A 14,976-nucleotide genomic window follows, 5' to 3' on the forward strand; every position below is an offset into this window, starting at 1 on the left:
ACATAATAATTTTATAGTTAATTAAATTACCTTCACCATTCCAACAAAAAAATCCAAACGAAGTTGATTCTCTATTAAGAGTCTCGATTCATCGTTCGGATCTTTACTAAAGTACTTTTGTCACAGCCTATTTTTTATAGAGGCGGTAAATCTAGCTTGCCTTCTTGAAACAATTCTTTCACCATATGCTTGGCATAACCCGTTGCTTGTCCTAGCGTAATCTTAGCTGGCATAGGCGCTTCGTTTGCATCAACGATTACATCGATAATACACGGCTTGTTTTGCCTAACAGCACTTTCAAAAGCCGGCAGCAGCTCTTCTTCTTTTTCTACTCGGTAGCCAACACCTCCGCAAATATCTGCATACCTGGCAAAGTTCGGATTTGTTAAGTCTGTGCCGAATTCAGCATTTCCCATTACTTCTTGTTCAAATTTAATCATACCGATTTTATGGTTATTAAATAGCACCACAACTAGCGGAAGATTGTATTTAACAGCTGTAATAAAATCTGCCATCGTCATCGCAAAGCCGCCGTCTCCACAGACCGCAAATACCTGCTTCTCGGGATAAGCAATTTTTCCAGCAAGTGCGCCCGGCAGCCCGCATCCAAGAGTTGCTAGCCAGCTTGAAATCACAAACTGCTGATTTGTCATACGAAAATGACGCGCCATCCATACTGTGACGTTTCCTACATCTACGGACAAGACCGCGTTATCAGCCGCTACGTGCTGAAGCGCTCGAATCACTCGCTGTGGCTTGATAGGTAGGCTTTCTTTTGCTTCTTGGGTATCAAGCTGACTCCACCACTTTTTCATACGTTCTTGACTTTGCTCTAAAAACTGGCGATGCTCTGAGCGGCCAACGTTTTCTAAGAACCACTGAATGGTTGTTTTTGCTTCTCCTGCAAGCCCTGCATCTACAGGGTACCTTTTGCCAATTTGTGCGGGATCAATATCAATATGAATCGTTTTCGCATGGTCTGGCAAAAAGCCTGTAAACGGATAGGACGTTCCAATCATGATGAGCGTATCCGCTTCTTGCATCGCTTCATACGCTGGCTTTGTACCGATTAATCCAAGTCCTCCGAGACAATATGGATGTTCATCCGGTATGGCGCCTTTTCCAGGAAGCGTAAGAACAATAGGTGCTGCGATTTTTTCTGCAAACGCAAGCAGTTCTTCTCTCATTTCATGTGTGCCTCGACCGGCTAAAATAACCGGACTTTCTGCTTTACCAATCAAATCTTTTGCTTTTTCAAGGTCTTCTCTGTGAGGAAAGACGTCTTGTTTAACGATTATGCTTGATGTTTCTCGTGCTTCTGATCCGACTTCAAAACGAGGGATATCATCAGGAATAGTTAACACAGCTACACCTTTTTTAGCATAAGCTGTTCGAATCGCTTGATTAACAACAGTGGGAAGCTGTTCAGCGGACATGATTCGCTGATTATATACAGCCACGTCATCGAACATTCGCTCTAAATTAATTTCTTGAAACGCATCGCTTCCGATGAGATCGGACTCCACTTGCCCTGTAAGTGCTAACACGGGAGCTTTGTCTAACTTTGCATCATACAAACCATTCAGTAAATGAATCGCTCCCGGTCCGGCAATAGCCGTGCATACACCGATTTTACCGGTTAGCTTGGCATATGCAGCCGCTGCGAGAGCTCCCGCTTCTTCATGCCTCACTTGAATAAATTTAATTTTATCCTGGGCTTTGCGAAGCGGTTCAATAATTGAATTAATGGAGTCTCCTGGCATGCCGTAAATATGATCAACGCCCCATTCAATTAACAGTTCAATCAGTTTTTCCCCTGCTTTTTGTTTAAACATATGACTGACCCCTTTCTTCTTATATATAGAGATAGTGTGACCTGATACGCTCTTTCTTACTTATTTTCACTCGTATAATTTTCGTTTTCTTTCATTAAATGAATGAACCACTTTCATTAAATTTTCTTCATTTCTTGCAATTATCATTAACTTTTGCTATTCTATAAGAAGAATTATTTTTGTTCGGCAACAATCGATAGGTGAATACTTTCGTCTTAAAGATTTTGATCATGAGCAAGGATAGTAATACAATGTGTGCATAGCACACGAGGAGGCAACATTCATGGAAAAAGGTACAGTAAAATGGTTTAACGCAGAAAAAGGTTTCGGATTTATCGAGCGCGAAAACGGCGACGATGTATTCGTACATTTCTCAGCAATCCAAAGCGAAGGATTCAAATCTTTAGACGAAGGTCAAGCTGTAACATTCGACGTTGAAGAAGGTCAACGCGGACCTCAAGCTGCTAACGTTCAAAAAGCATAAGTAGAAAAAGACTCTGATTTCAGAGTCTTTTTTTTATGTAGAACCACGCATAAAACCTTTTTAACGTGCAGTTTGTACACGTTATTATAAATAATAAACTAAAAAAGTCTCTTCATCCCGAAGAGACCTTTTGTGGAAGAAATAGTTGAAGAAATAAAGTGTGGATGTTGCGTCGTCATCATTTTTTAATAATTAGCACCAGCCGCCGCCGAAGCAAGAAGCGCCGATGATGATTAATAAGATGAAAAGTACAATGATTAAAGCGAAACCGCCGCCGCAGCCACCGCCGCCATAACCACAACCGTATCCGTAACCTCCGTAGTATCCCATGTGTTTCACCTCCATTTGCTATACTTTAAGATATGTGGATTTAGTTAAATTGCTCCTAATAATTCCATAGAACTTTTGAAAATGTTTGTCATACACTAAAAATACTGCGTTTTTCAAACATGCCCCATAAAGAGATAAAACATTTGATTTTATGGGCATTTACTCCTCTTTTCTTTATCTTTTAGAAATGTAATCGCTCCCTTTTTCATGAATGTACACCGTGCTGAATACCTTTAGTTATGTACATTCACACGGGAGGGATTTAATATGTTAACACTCGAAATTTCAAAGCAAATCGTTAAAAACGTCTACCCTATTGTCTTATCGAATCGCAGTAAAATCTTTCAAGAGGTAGTGAGCGTCGCCGCTTTGCAAGACTACTTTGGTCTTGATCATGCCTTTAGCGTGTATGCAGCCGCGACCATTATTTATCAGCTAGAAGCCGACGGATATGTATCCAAACCTCTGAAACACAATGAATACAAGCGAATTTTGCTCAAATAAAAACAAGCATCCCCGCAAGGATGCTTGTCTTATTTATAGCTATACCTGTCGAATAACTGCTCGACTCTTTTGTGGTAATCAGCAAGGTAGTCAGAAAGCTCAGTTTCACTCAATTTATTTGCCTGTTCCTCAAATAGTGACAGCAGCGAAATTTTAATCATTGCCATTTCCGTTTCCGAGCGACTTTCATTTCGCAAATCTTTTCTTAAATTCCACAGGCTTTGCTCCATTTCATGCTTTAATTGTTCTAGTGAGTGTGTTTCTTCAGATCCGGCACGAATGTCTTTTTTAAATCCACTCATCTTATCACTCCTCGCAATTGCACCTGCTAGATAGTATTTAATGTATACTATACCATAAATAACTATACGAGGCTTAAGCATGCCTTTTAAGCAATTGGTCACAAAATAAAAAACATCTCTTTGGATGTCTTTACGTTATCTTTTATCTTACTTCGTCTTCTTCACCTTTTACATATTTAAAAAATGAATCAATCATTTCGTTTAAAAAATCATTGCGATCTTCAAAATTCATAATTTCTAAAAATTCCACAATATCCTTATCTAAGCTAATAGAAGCGGGAACATAAGCAGCCGCTTCCCTTCTTTGCGGGAATGGAATCACATTATCTTTCTTCTTCATAAAACACCGTCCTTTTTCTGTGCTTTACTAGTGTAAGCTTTCAAGGAACGATTTGCAAGTCCCTCTGATGTAAAATTTTATATAAACATTCTTCTGAAAAGACAGGGTATATCTTTAGCTACTCAAGTAGGCTCATTTGACATTAGCTTTTTCATGTTCTGGCGTCATATTAATAATTCGCCGCTGTTTTCTCTTTTCCTTTTGGCATCTTTTAGCAAATTTAAACACAAATATTTTAAAAGAGGTTTTTATTTCCTCCGTATAGGCTAAAGAAAGGAAACAACATTTTTATATGGAGGGGTTACAAATGATTGCATTAACTGGAAAAGTTGCGCTCGTGACGGGAGCGGCGTCTGGAATTGGACGTGCTTCAGCCATTACATTAGCTGAACAAGGAGCGCGCGTTGCTCTTTTAGATTTAGACGAAGAAAAATCACATGAAGTAAAAGAGACCATCATGTCGAGCGGCGGAGAGTGTATAGCCATTAAAACAGACGTCTCCGACTCTGAAAGTATAAAAGAGAGTATCGAAACGATCAGCAGCCTATGGAGTCAATTACATATTGTTTCTATTAACGCAGGCATCAACGGTACGTTCTCTTCTATTGAAGAACTATCACCAGAAGATTGGACAAAAACAATTGATACAAATTTAACAAGTACTTTTTTAACCGTGAAGCATTCTATTCCTTATTTGAAAGCTCAGGGAGGAAGCATTATTATTACTAGCTCGATTAACGGCAACCGTACATTTTCAAATATCGGCATGAGCGCATACAGTTCCTCAAAGGCTGGCCAAATGGCTTTCGGCAAAATGGCAGCTCTTGAACTTTCTACATACGGAATACGGGTAAACGTCATTTGTCCAGGAGCAGTTGATACAAATATTGAAAGCAATACATTCCGTCAAGAAGACAAATTAAAAGAAGTGGCGATTCCAATTGAATATCCAAATGGCAATCAGCCGCTTGCTAAACGCTCAGCTAAGCCCGAAGAAGTAGCAGATTTAATCTTCTTTTTAGCTTCTGACGCGTCCAAACATATTACCGGAAGTGAAATGTTTATCGACGGCGGAGAATCGCTGCTGTAACGTACAAGCCCCTGCGTCAACGTCAGGGGCTTGTTTTTTTACTTTTATGAACAACGTCTACTCCACCCGAAGCGGATATAATGCTGCCTGTAATCATATCTGAGTTTTCATCACAAAGAAACTCAATAATACGCGCAATGTCTTCTCCCGTACCTGATCGGCCCACAGGCGTTTCCTTGTCTTCTAGTAATCTTGCTTTTATAATATCACTTTCTTTCATGTCCCCTACAATATCTCCGGGACAGACCATATTGACCGTAATCCCGTATTCGGCTACTTCTAGAGCAAGCGATTTGGTCAGAGAAGCTAGCCCTGACTTAGCGGCACTAAAAGCCGCGCGGTACATCCATCCAGGGGTATGCTCTACATCTTGAAAACCGTATGTAATAATCCTTCCAAACTGCTGCTTTTTCATAATAGGAACAACCGCTTTTACAAAATGAAAAACGGAGCTTAAATTCCCTTCCAGCATTTCATACCATTCACTGTCTGTGTACTCTATTAATTTTTTTCTTTCAAATACATACGGACCTGCATTATTAATTAAAACATCAATACGTCCAAATTGCTCCATAGCCTGCGCAACGACGTGTTCAATATCTGCTTTATTCGTTATATCTCCTTCTACAAACTGTACGTTGTCTTTATATTGATGCCATTCTTCTTGCAGTTCTCGCACTTTATTTTTATCACTTCGAAAATGGACGGTAACGGAATACTGCTTTTTTAAAAACTGTTCTGTTACCTTCTTGCCAATACCTTTATGACCCGCTGTAATCAATGCATGTTTCATCTACCTTCACCTCTTTCACTCTACTTATCTACTATATATATTAGACAGCTCCTTAGTTTCTCCTTTACTAACAGAAAAAAGCCCTTGACTAAAGGGCCTTTCTTTTACGGTCTTAACAAAATTTTCCCTGTACTTTTCCGGCTTTCAAGCAGCTCATGTGCTTTTGCTCCGTCTTTTAAATCGAACACCACGGGATCAGTTAGCACAAGCTGACCTTTACTGATCCACTCAAACAGCTGCTGGGAACGTACTTTACGTTCTTCATAAGATACAAGTACGTTCCACAGATCTCCGCCTGTGAGCGTTTTAGAGGTATCCATCAGCATACGCGGATCCACTGGAGCCGGATCGCCTCCTGCCATTCCGTAAAATACCACGGTTCCGCCTGTTTTTACGGCTTCAAAGCTTTTTTCTAGCGTAACTCCTACAGATTCATAGGCAACATCTGCGCCTCGCTTCGTTACTTCTTTCACTTGTTCCACCCAGTTATCTTCGTATAAAAATACATAGTCAGCACCTGCTTGAGCCGCCGCTTTTGCTTTTTCAGAAGATGACGTTAAGCCAATGACTTGTCCGCCTAATAGCTTGGCAATTTGAACTAAAAGCTGACCTACGCCTCCAGCAGCTGCGTGAACAAGTACATAATCGCCGGGCTGAATGCTGTAGCTGTCTTGTGTTAAATAGTGCGCCGTTAACCCTTGTAAAAGCACAGAAGCAGCTGCGTCAAACGAAATATCATCAGGTACGGCAATGATTTTATCTTGTGGCACGGCAACAAGCTCTGCATTTGCAAAAGGAACGTCAGCAAACGCAATACGGTCTCCTACGTTAACATGACTTACTTCTGCTCCTACTTCTTCTACCACACCTGCTCCTTCATATCCTAAAATATACGGAGGTGTACCCGTTAAGTGATAGTTCCCTTTTCTTCGGTACACATCGGCAAAATTAAGTCCAATTGCTTTTGTTCTTACTAGTACATCTGTTGGTCCAATAGAGGGATTCGGTATATCTTGATAGTGCAGAACGTCAGGTCCTCCAAATCTTTCAAATACTAATGCTTTCATAGATAAGTTACCTCGTTTTCTTTATGTATTCCCTTTCATCGTAATTCAAAGAGATAACAAACACAAGTTTCTGACTCAAGGGAAAAACGCTTTGTCTCCTCAGGAGACAAAGCGTTCTTTTACTTTGTTTGCGCTACAACTTCTCGCATCGTTCCATTTTTTTGATAAGAATTATGAAAAGAAAAGGCTTTTTCAAGAACGTGCGGTGTTTGGCCGCCTCGCGTGAGCGCTTCTTTGTAATACGCCATAAGCTGGTCTCGATACATTGGGTGTGCACAATTTTCAATGATGCGTTTTGCTCGTTCTCTTGGAGCGAGTCCGCGTAAGTCCGCATATCCTTGCTCTGTTACAATGACATCCACATCGTGTTCCGTATGATCAACGTGTGAAACAAACGGCACTATGCTTGAAATATCACCGTTTTTAGCAATGGATTTTGTTACAAAAATACCGAGACGCGCATTTCGGGCAAAATCTCCTGAGCCTCCGATGCCATTCATCATTTTTGTTCCCATCACATGCGTGGAATTGACGTTTCCGTAAATGTCTAGCTCTAGCGCAGTGTTAATAGAAATCAGGCCTAAGCGACGAATGATTTCGGGATGGTTTGAAATTTCCTGCGGGCGAAGAATGAGCTTATCTCGATAGGCTTCAAAATTAGAGAAAACTTGTTTCATTTTATCTGCTGAAAGCGTAATTGAGCAGCAGGAAGCAAACGTAACTTTTCCTGCGTCAAATAAATCAAACACAGCATCTTGCAATACTTCTGAATACACCTCTAAATTATGAAACTCTGAATCTAACAAACCGTGGAAAACGGCATTTGCCACAGATCCAATTCCAGATTGTAAAGGAGCAAGCGATTCGGTTAATCGCCCTTCTTTAATTTCTTCACGTAAAAATGAAATCAAATTTTGAGCCATCACAACCGTTTCTTCGTCAGGTGCTACAATCGTAGACGGTGAATCTAGCTGATTTGTAAACACAATGCCCTTTACTTTATCTAAATCAATTGGTATGCCTAACGAACCAATCCGGTCATCAGATTTTTTTAAAGGAATCACATCTCGCTGTCCTTGAACGCCTGGATCATACAGATCGTGAATGCCTTCTAACAGCTCTGGCTGTGCTGTGTTAATTTCAATAATAATCGATTTTGCATGCTCGGCAAACACCATCGAATTGCCGATTGACGTTGTTGGAATCATCATTCCGTCATCCGTAATAGAAACCGCTTCCAAAATAGCGAAATCTATTGAATCTAACACGCCTGAACGCACCCATTCAGAAGTATGCGATAAATGCTGGTCGATAAACTGAAATTCACCTTCATTAATCTTTTTACGCATCGTCGGATCAGCTTGAAACGGCAGGCGTTTGTTTAACATACCTTTTTCTGCAAATAGCTTATCCACATCTGACCCAAGTGAAGCACCGGTATACACGCTGACTTTTATCGATTCTGTTTCTGCTCGTTTCGCTAGCGCAAACGGCACAGCCTTAACATCTCCCGCACGCGTAAAGCCGCTTAAACCAAGCGTCATTCCATCTTGAATCCAAGACGCTGCTTCTTCAGCAGAGACAACACGATTCTGTAGTGCTTCATGCTTAATTCGATTACAAGCGTTTTTCATTCTCTTCACTCCTTGTTTTTTCTCTTTTTACCATTTTACTGTAAAGGGAGCGTCCACAAGAGTTTTTGGAATGAAATGGACAAAAATAGCGACAAAACAGCATATTTGATGATAATTAAGCTAAATGACGGTTAAAACCCAAGCAGCTTTCGAAAATAACTGGCGTACGACTGACTGACCGGAATTTTTTCTCCGTTATTCATCACTAACAGAAAGGTTGAATGTGTATCAGGGTAAATTTCTTGAATTTGCGTCACATTGACGATAAAGGAACGATGACAGCGCACAAACTCTTCTTTTGGAAGCACATAATCAAATTCATTTAACGTGTATTTATGCGTACCTGTATACTTCTGGGCGTACACATAGGTTTTTCGGTCACGCGCTTCTACGTAGATGATTTTTGAGAAAGGAACCGGTATCCATCCCTCGTTCACCTTTAACGTCACAACTGACTTTCCGCTCGTTAACGCGGGAAAAATCGCCGTTACGCATCCTTGAACATCTCCTTCATCTAAAAAGGGCACGGCCATGCCGTAGTAAGGTGTGCCGAATACGTCTCGGTGAATAAATTCCGACACTTTTTGCTTTCGTTCTAATGCTTTATATGTAATCGTTCCTTTTTTTATTTGATCTCCAGGGCTGATTTTTAAGTTAATTCGTTTGCTTGCTCGGTAATACACGTACGTTTCTAGATCTGAAACGGCAATCGACGCTTCATCGGAGAACAATTCACTGATGACATCTAATAATGCGGATGCTTTAAATGGTTTCATCTTTTCACCTTCTTTTGTCTAGTTAAACACGTTGCTTCTTTATTGTAGCGCAAAAGCAAAAGCGATTGGGAGACAAGCATGGAATTTATCCTTTTAACTGCATAAAATTTCTATTTTTTCACAACATAAAACAATGAAATGAAGGAAGGGTGAAATGTATGGGCTATGCTGAATCAACGTTTCGAATCGCCTGTTCATTTTTTGTGCTGCTTCTTTTAACGCGGCTCATGGGAAAAACAGAAATCAGCCAGTTAAATGTATTTACATTCATTACGGCGATTACGATTGGTAATATTGCTTCTTCCCTCTCCACTGATAAGCGAGTAGAGATTGATAAAGGAGTGTATTCTCTGCTAGGATGGACATTTTTAACGATCGCTATGGGCTATCTTGGAATGAAATCGAAAAAAGCGCGGCATCTTATTACCGGTGAGCCCAAAATTGTGATTAAGCAAGGGAAAGTGATGGAAAAGGCGTTAAAACAAGTCCGGCTAGATATTGAATCTCTTTTAGGCATGCTGAGGCAGCAAAACATATTTTCCATAAAAGATGTCGAATACGCCATATTAGAAATCAACGGAAACCTTTCCGTTATGCAAAAACAAGATAAAAAGCCGAACTCGTGGTCAAAAACGCTTTTATTTCCCACTTCAACAGGCGTTATTTACGACGGAAAAGCGAATAAAGATGCTTTGAAGGACCTGCACGTAGATAACAACTGGCTGCATAAACAGCTAGAAAAAGCGGGAGTCAACTCAATTGATGACGTCTTTTACGCTGAGGTTCAGTCCGACGGATCGCTTTATATTGACTATAAAAAAGACAAAGTTAACTCATAAAAAAAATCCGTACCAAAAGGCACGGATTTTTTATTAGCTTGCTTTTTTTACACGATTTGTAATGGTATCTTCTTTTGGTGATGTTTTACGAATAAAGAAGGCTAAAACAAACGCGATCACACTTAAAATCGTTGCAATCATAAACGCATCGTTAATACCCATTGCTGTACCTTGATTCACAGCTTCAGCCATACTGCCTTTATCTGTTGGCAAAATTTGCTGATTCGTGACGATGTTTTTCACGTGTTTTTCACCTTGATTCATCATAATAGATACAAAGAACGCCATTCCTACAGCTCCAGCAACCATTCGAAGCGTATTAACCATCGCCGTGCCGTATTTATTTAAGCTAAGCGCAAGCTCATTTAATCCTGCTGTAAAGATTGGCATCATGAGCAGCGACATACCAAACATACGAACAGTATAAACAATCATCACATACATAAATGTTGTTGTCGTTTCAAGTTTTGTTAATTCATATGTTGTCACAACGGTAATCGCTAAACCAATAACAGCAAGCCATCTTGCGCCGAACTTATCAAACAGCCGTCCTGTAATCGGAGACATAATCCCCATTACAATTCCTCCTGGCAGTAACAGCAAGCCTGAAAGAAACGGTGAGAAGCCGCGTACGTTTTGCATATAAATCGGCATTAAAATCATACCTGAAAACATTGCCATTGTCACAATCACGTTAATGATTGTTGTTAATGTGAACATACGGTAACGGAAAATACGGAATTCAAGAAGCGGCTGATCGATTTTTAACTGACGGAAAATAAAGAACAGAATTGAAATACCGCCTACAATGAACATAGCTAATACTTCAGTGCTGGTCCAGCCCTTTGTACCGCCCGTAGCGAACGCATACAGCAAGCCGCCAAATCCAACTGTTGATAAAATAACGCCAAGCACGTCTAGCTTTGGTCGGCTTGTTTCCGTCACGTTTTTCACTAAAATAATTGCCGCAATTACGTTGATAAGTGCAATTGGAAACATCATAAAGAATAAAACGCGCCATGAGTAGTGCTCAACTATTAAGCCAGAAAGCGTCGGCCCTACTGCCGGTGCGAAGTTCATCGCTACACCAAAAATCCCCATCGCAAAACCGCGTCGGTCAGGCGGGAATAATGTAAAAATAACGTTGGTAATTAACGGAAATAAAATCCCTGCTCCTGCTGCTTGCACGACGCGTCCCACTAAAATAACAGAAAATGTCGGTGCAATACCGCAAAGCAGTGTTCCTACTGTAAACAGCCCCATTGCTGTAATATACAGCTGCCTTGTCGTAAATCGATTCATTAAAAATGCTGTAATTGGAATAACAATTCCGTTTACTAACATAAAGATGGTTGTTAACCAGTTGCCCGTAGCCGCCGTTACATGGAAATGATCCATCATTTGCGGAAGCGCAATGTTAATCAGCGTTTGATTTAAAAAAGCGACGAGCGCTCCCATTATCATTACGCCAAAAATAGACCGAGTTCGGGCTTGATCGGACTGTTGTGTTTGTGTATTCATTTTAACAAGACCTTTCCCTTTAAAATTATCTGTATGTAAATCTTCAGATGACAAACAGGTTAAGAATATATTTTATGTGTTCATTCTATTAATTTATGTCACGAATATTTAATGAACTTAATTATATACCGGATAAATATATCCGTTTCCGAAATATTTGTCAACAAATATGATCATTTTCGTAAAACTTTTCCATCAGTATATATAAAGTAGCATGCCCTTTAATGAAGAAAAAATGAGAGCCCTTCAACGAAGGCTCTCATTCCCTTAAGAAATACTTATTTTAAGATTTGAACTTTTACTGTTTTTCTTCCCCATTTTAACGCTTCTTTTTGAGAAGGAAGAAGAACGTCAATTTTATTTCCTTTAATCGCACCGCCCGTATCAGCTGCGATTGCCGTGCCGTAACCTTCTACGTATACTTTTGAACCAAGTTTAATCACTTTTGGATCAACAGAAATCACTTTTTGATTTGGATTCTTTTTCAAGTCAATTCCAATCGCTGTTTTTCCGCTGCAGCCTTTGCAGTTCGCTGTGTACGCTGTTGCTGTTACTTTAAATTCTTTCACAACGTTTGAAGACTTCGCAGGCGCTGCTTTAGCAGGCGTGCTTGATTTTACTTGAGATACTTTTAATACTTGTTTCGGATGAATGCTGTCTGACTTTAAGTTATTCCACTGTTTCAGCTGACTAACCGATACTTTATATGTCTTTGCAATTTTGTATAGCGAATCTCCGCTTTTTACTGTATATGTATTTGTTGCAGCTGATGCACCACTTGCCACTCCGAACAGTGACATTAGAACTAAACTGAACGTAATCATTGTCTTTTTCATGTAATTGATTTCCCCTTTATCTACCAATACATAAAAAATAACACATGAATATTACAGTTATATTTCAGTAGCATGTCAATAGTTTGATAGTTTAGTTACAATAAAAATAAAGATTCTTCCTTTTAAACTAGTAAATTAATCACCTTTACTCTTCAAAAACATACATATTTAGGTATATGACGGTGCTTTTATACACATTTATAATAGATTATTTCATTTGTAACATTTAACTGGTTCTAGAGGCTTATCCTTTGTTTTATATTGATTATTTAGAACATAGTTTATTTAAAATTAATAAATGCGTTAAAGGAGCTTAATATACATCACTTTTTACACCGCTGTTGATTTCCGTGCAAGACTTCCCTTTCCGCGGGTGGCCGATGAGCCTCCTCGTCGCCTGCGCTCCTGCGGGGTCTCATCTATCCCACTATTTCCGCAGGAGTCTTCGTTTTACTCTCCAATCAACTGCTAGAAACGCATACATACATGATCGCCATAACAATAAAAAAATCCGAACGTGTTGGATTCTCCATTAAGAATCTCAATTCATCGTTCGGATCTTTCTTCAACTAAAATACTTTTATCATAGCCTTTTTATTTGAAATTAAGATGCCTGTATTCCTCGTTAATATGGCTGCCACTGAAGCATTTTAGCTGCCTCGAACCTTTTTTCTACATTTGGCCAGTAAACTATTTTCCACCAATTATCAACGTACGGATCACGTTCATTTTTGTACTGCAAATAATAGGCGTGTTCCCATACGTCTAATACGAGCAGCGGAATCGTATCCCACTGCGTGAGAAGCTGATGGCGCTCAGCCTGTAAGACTTCAAGCTTTCGCGAACGAGGCGACCATACTAAGATAGCCCAGCCCACACCTTCCACTTTTTTTGCAGCTTGAGAAAAGTGCATCATAAATTTCTCATAGCTGCCAAAGTCTTTTTGAAGCTGCTGCAGCAGCTGTCGTCTCGGCCTCCCTCCTCCTTCTGGGCTCATAATTTCCCAAAAGATTGTATGCAAATAATGACCTGAGCCATGAAAAGAAGCTTCCCGTTCCCAATGTTTTATGAGGTCAAAATTGTTTGTGTTACGGGCTTGCTGCAGCATGAGCTCTGCTTTATTTAATCCATCTACATAGCTTTGATGATGCTTGCTGTGATGAAGACGCATGATCTCTCGGTTAATATACGGTTCAAGAGCTGAATAGCTATAGCCAAGCGGCGGCAGCTCATGCTGTCCTGGCGCTATCGATTCTCGCTCCCTGCCGTCGTCTCCAAGCCGCTCTTTTAAAACTTTATCAATATGCCGCACTGCATTATTGATTTCCTCTAACGTATATTCGTTGACATCTTCTTCGCTTAAATATTCAAGAACGTCTTCTTGCGTGCGCGTTATATATGACGTTATATCTACTTCTGTAATGGCTTCTTCAAATACAGGATCACATACTTGTTCAAGCCAGGTCTGAACTTCCATCAAGTATCTTTTTCTCTCATCTTGATCGGCCATACTTTCCCTCCTTACACCTCATCTTCACTATCATATTCAAAAGAAAAAGCAACATAACTTCCTACTTGTATCTATTGAGGTAGAAAATTCGACATAAAAAAGCAAGAGCTCCTTAAAGGATAAACTCTTGCCTTTTTTCTTATATCTTCTTCGCCATATTTACATAATCAATCGTTTCTTGCTTACTAACAGCTGCATGCTTCAGCTTTGGGTTATAATAGAGCTCCACTTTTATATTATTAATTTCACAGTCGTCTGGCATATCCTGCAAATCCGTTAAAAACGGCAGCAAGTGATTGTCCATATCGTATTCAAACGCCCCGTTTTGCAAGTAATACACTTTTGGCACATAGTTAATATGGCGAAAAAACTTCACTACGTTAATTCGCTCACCGTATGAGGCTATCACTTCATCTTCTGTTAGGGTCGGATAAGATAAATTAAACACTTGCCGAACCGGCGTTTTCAGCCACTTGGTCAAGCACGTCTGCGGATTGTTGACAAGCGCTTTTGCTCCTTTTACGTATCCCGCTAAAAACATTGACATAAAGCCGCCGCCCGAAGATCCGTAAAATAGCACATTAGACGAATTCACCTGCACTTTTTTCATGAACTTTTCAATTAAAAACGTAATATCTTTTAAATAAAAACGGTCGCTTGTCCCTTGCCCCCACGCAAGCGACACCTTTCCTAAATAAAGCGTAGGATCGTTATAATAAATAATTGAATCTTGGAATTCATTCATCCACGAATGGCGCTGAAAATATGGAGGACCTGCCGGCATTTCTTGACTTGCGCCTCCTCCTGAACCAAACACAAGCAAATGAGAAGACTCTTTTTTCAGCCTTACTAAAAACTCAAACAGCACTCCGTTCCACTCGACTCCTACTAAAACGGGCTTATCAAACGGCAGCTGAAGTTCATCCAGCTTTTCATACGTACTATTTATCTTTTCATATTGATCAAGCAACAGCTCTGCAACTCACTTTCCTTAAAATGATCCGTCTTATGCGTCTGACATTGATCATGGCTCTGTAAAAAAAGAACCTGTTACAGTGTATGAAAATCAGTGGACAAATGTTTGTACACCTTATCAAAAATAGGCCTTACCTACC

At 39.9% G+C, this 14,976-nt stretch carries 16 protein-coding genes; 4 read left to right on the forward strand and 12 right to left on the reverse strand.

Annotated elements, in window-relative coordinates; translation table 11 throughout:
* Window positions 1–134: 134 nt before the first annotated feature.
* On the reverse strand, window positions 135–1,835 hold the full coding sequence (locus ACFX4E_RS21550) for a pyruvate oxidase (protein WP_025751607.1): 1,701 nt from the start codon (window positions 1,833–1,835) through the stop codon (window positions 135–137).
* A 283-nt stretch (window positions 1,836–2,118) separates the two neighbouring features.
* On the opposite strand from ACFX4E_RS21550, the gene ACFX4E_RS21555 reads away from it, so the two are divergent.
* Entirely contained in the window at window positions 2,119–2,319 is a 201-nt protein-coding gene (locus ACFX4E_RS21555) for a cold-shock protein (protein ID WP_013057408.1), read from the forward strand.
* A 192-nt stretch (window positions 2,320–2,511) separates the two neighbouring features.
* On the opposite strand, the gene yjcZ is transcribed toward ACFX4E_RS21555, so the two are convergent.
* Window positions 2,512–2,649, reverse strand: a complete 138-nt coding sequence (gene yjcZ / locus ACFX4E_RS21560; protein ID WP_013057409.1) for a sporulation protein YjcZ — start codon at window positions 2,647–2,649, stop codon at window positions 2,512–2,514.
* A gap of 267 nt (window positions 2,650–2,916) precedes the next feature.
* On the opposite strand from yjcZ, the gene ACFX4E_RS21565 reads away from it, so the two are divergent.
* Entirely contained in the window at window positions 2,917–3,153 is a 237-nt protein-coding gene (locus ACFX4E_RS21565; protein ID WP_098249523.1) for a hypothetical protein, read from the forward strand.
* Between the two features lie 29 nt (window positions 3,154–3,182).
* Here the strand turns inward: ACFX4E_RS21565 and ACFX4E_RS21570 are convergent, their stop codons facing one another.
* Together ACFX4E_RS21570 and ACFX4E_RS21575 are read right to left on the reverse strand one after the other, a co-directional pair.
* Window positions 3,183–3,455 (reverse strand): hypothetical protein, encoded by a 273-nt coding sequence (locus ACFX4E_RS21570; RefSeq protein ID WP_028408230.1) that lies wholly within the window; start codon window positions 3,453–3,455, stop codon window positions 3,183–3,185.
* 142 nt (window positions 3,456–3,597) lie between these two features.
* Window positions 3,598–3,795, reverse strand: coding sequence for a hypothetical protein (locus ACFX4E_RS21575; RefSeq protein WP_014459743.1), 198 nt, complete (start codon window positions 3,793–3,795; stop codon window positions 3,598–3,600).
* A 307-nt stretch (window positions 3,796–4,102) separates the two neighbouring features.
* Between ACFX4E_RS21575 and ACFX4E_RS21580 the strand changes: the two genes are divergently transcribed.
* Entirely contained in the window at window positions 4,103–4,885 is a 783-nt protein-coding gene (locus ACFX4E_RS21580) for an SDR family oxidoreductase (protein WP_377258409.1), read from the forward strand.
* Window positions 4,886–4,907: 22 nt separating this feature from the next.
* Here ACFX4E_RS21580 and ACFX4E_RS21585 read toward each other — a convergent pair whose 3' ends face one another.
* From ACFX4E_RS21585 to ACFX4E_RS21600, 4 genes are all read right to left on the reverse strand, one after another.
* The gene (locus ACFX4E_RS21585) at window positions 4,908–5,678 is read right to left on the reverse strand and encodes an SDR family oxidoreductase (protein ID WP_097823187.1); all 771 of its coding nucleotides are present in this window, start codon (window positions 5,676–5,678) and stop codon (window positions 4,908–4,910) included.
* A gap of 104 nt (window positions 5,679–5,782) precedes the next feature.
* Window positions 5,783–6,745 (reverse strand): quinone oxidoreductase family protein, encoded by a 963-nt coding sequence (locus ACFX4E_RS21590; protein WP_014459740.1) that lies wholly within the window; start codon window positions 6,743–6,745, stop codon window positions 5,783–5,785.
* Window positions 6,746–6,864: 119 nt separating this feature from the next.
* The gene (gene scpC / locus ACFX4E_RS21595) at window positions 6,865–8,379 is read right to left on the reverse strand and encodes a succinyl-CoA:acetate CoA-transferase ScpC (protein WP_377258405.1); all 1,515 of its coding nucleotides are present in this window, start codon (window positions 8,377–8,379) and stop codon (window positions 6,865–6,867) included.
* A gap of 131 nt (window positions 8,380–8,510) precedes the next feature.
* Window positions 8,511–9,155, reverse strand: a complete 645-nt coding sequence (locus ACFX4E_RS21600; RefSeq protein ID WP_014459738.1) for a LytTR family DNA-binding domain-containing protein — start codon at window positions 9,153–9,155, stop codon at window positions 8,511–8,513.
* Window positions 9,156–9,313: 158 nt separating this feature from the next.
* Here ACFX4E_RS21600 and ACFX4E_RS21605 point away from each other — a divergent pair, with 158 nt between their 5' ends.
* Window positions 9,314–9,994, forward strand: coding sequence for a DUF421 domain-containing protein (locus tag ACFX4E_RS21605; protein WP_377258402.1), 681 nt, complete (start codon window positions 9,314–9,316; stop codon window positions 9,992–9,994).
* Between the two features lie 33 nt (window positions 9,995–10,027).
* On the opposite strand, the gene ACFX4E_RS21610 is transcribed toward ACFX4E_RS21605, so the two are convergent.
* From ACFX4E_RS21610 to ACFX4E_RS21625, 4 genes are all read right to left on the reverse strand, one after another.
* A complete protein-coding gene (locus tag ACFX4E_RS21610) occupies window positions 10,028–11,515 on the reverse strand; it encodes a DHA2 family efflux MFS transporter permease subunit (protein ID WP_050690644.1) in 1,488 nt (495 codons plus the stop codon).
* A gap of 278 nt (window positions 11,516–11,793) precedes the next feature.
* Window positions 11,794–12,351: a 3D domain-containing protein gene (locus ACFX4E_RS21615; protein ID WP_014459735.1), complete on the reverse strand. Its 558-nt coding sequence runs from the start codon at window positions 12,349–12,351 to the stop codon at window positions 11,794–11,796.
* A 625-nt stretch (window positions 12,352–12,976) separates the two neighbouring features.
* Window positions 12,977–13,861 (reverse strand): superoxide dismutase, encoded by an 885-nt coding sequence (locus ACFX4E_RS21620; protein ID WP_034651345.1) that lies wholly within the window; start codon window positions 13,859–13,861, stop codon window positions 12,977–12,979.
* Window positions 13,862–14,000: 139 nt separating this feature from the next.
* Window positions 14,001–14,831, reverse strand: coding sequence for a glycosyl transferase family 2 (locus tag ACFX4E_RS21625; protein WP_377258399.1), 831 nt, complete (start codon window positions 14,829–14,831; stop codon window positions 14,001–14,003).
* Window positions 14,832–14,976: the final 145 nt, after the last annotated feature.

This window comes from Priestia sp. YIM B13491, assembly GCF_042787605.1.
In the GTDB taxonomy this organism is placed as follows: Bacteria; Bacillota; Bacilli; order Bacillales; family Bacillaceae_H; genus Priestia; species Priestia megaterium_E.

Bases quoted from the DNA above. Each gene is read 5' to 3' on its own strand.
- ACFX4E_RS21550 (WP_025751607.1), bottom strand. From the start codon at position 1,835: ATGTTTAAACAAAAAGCAGGGGAAAAACTGATTGAACTGTTAATTGAA.
- ACFX4E_RS21555 (WP_013057408.1), top strand. From the start codon at position 2,119: ATGGAAAAAGGTACAGTAAAATGGTTTAACGCAGAAAAAGGTTTCGGA.
- yjcZ (WP_013057409.1), bottom strand. From the start codon at position 2,649: ATGGGATACTACGGAGGTTACGGATACGGTTGTGGTTATGGCGGCGGT.
- ACFX4E_RS21565 (WP_098249523.1), top strand. From the start codon at position 2,917: ATGTTAACACTCGAAATTTCAAAGCAAATCGTTAAAAACGTCTACCCT.
- ACFX4E_RS21570 (WP_028408230.1), bottom strand. From the start codon at position 3,455: ATGAGTGGATTTAAAAAAGACATTCGTGCCGGATCTGAAGAAACACAC.
- ACFX4E_RS21575 (WP_014459743.1), bottom strand. From the start codon at position 3,795: ATGAAGAAGAAAGATAATGTGATTCCATTCCCGCAAAGAAGGGAAGCG.
- ACFX4E_RS21580 (WP_377258409.1), top strand. From the start codon at position 4,103: ATGATTGCATTAACTGGAAAAGTTGCGCTCGTGACGGGAGCGGCGTCT.
- ACFX4E_RS21585 (WP_097823187.1), bottom strand. From the start codon at position 5,678: ATGAAACATGCATTGATTACAGCGGGTCATAAAGGTATTGGCAAGAAG.
- ACFX4E_RS21590 (WP_014459740.1), bottom strand. From the start codon at position 6,745: ATGAAAGCATTAGTATTTGAAAGATTTGGAGGACCTGACGTTCTGCAC.
- scpC (WP_377258405.1), bottom strand. From the start codon at position 8,379: ATGAAAAACGCTTGTAATCGAATTAAGCATGAAGCACTACAGAATCGT.
- ACFX4E_RS21600 (WP_014459738.1), bottom strand. From the start codon at position 9,155: ATGAAACCATTTAAAGCATCCGCATTATTAGATGTCATCAGTGAATTG.
- ACFX4E_RS21605 (WP_377258402.1), top strand. From the start codon at position 9,314: ATGGGCTATGCTGAATCAACGTTTCGAATCGCCTGTTCATTTTTTGTG.
- ACFX4E_RS21610 (WP_050690644.1), bottom strand. From the start codon at position 11,515: ATGAATACACAAACACAACAGTCCGATCAAGCCCGAACTCGGTCTATT.
- ACFX4E_RS21615 (WP_014459735.1), bottom strand. From the start codon at position 12,351: ATGAAAAAGACAATGATTACGTTCAGTTTAGTTCTAATGTCACTGTTC.
- ACFX4E_RS21620 (WP_034651345.1), bottom strand. From the start codon at position 13,861: ATGGCCGATCAAGATGAGAGAAAAAGATACTTGATGGAAGTTCAGACC.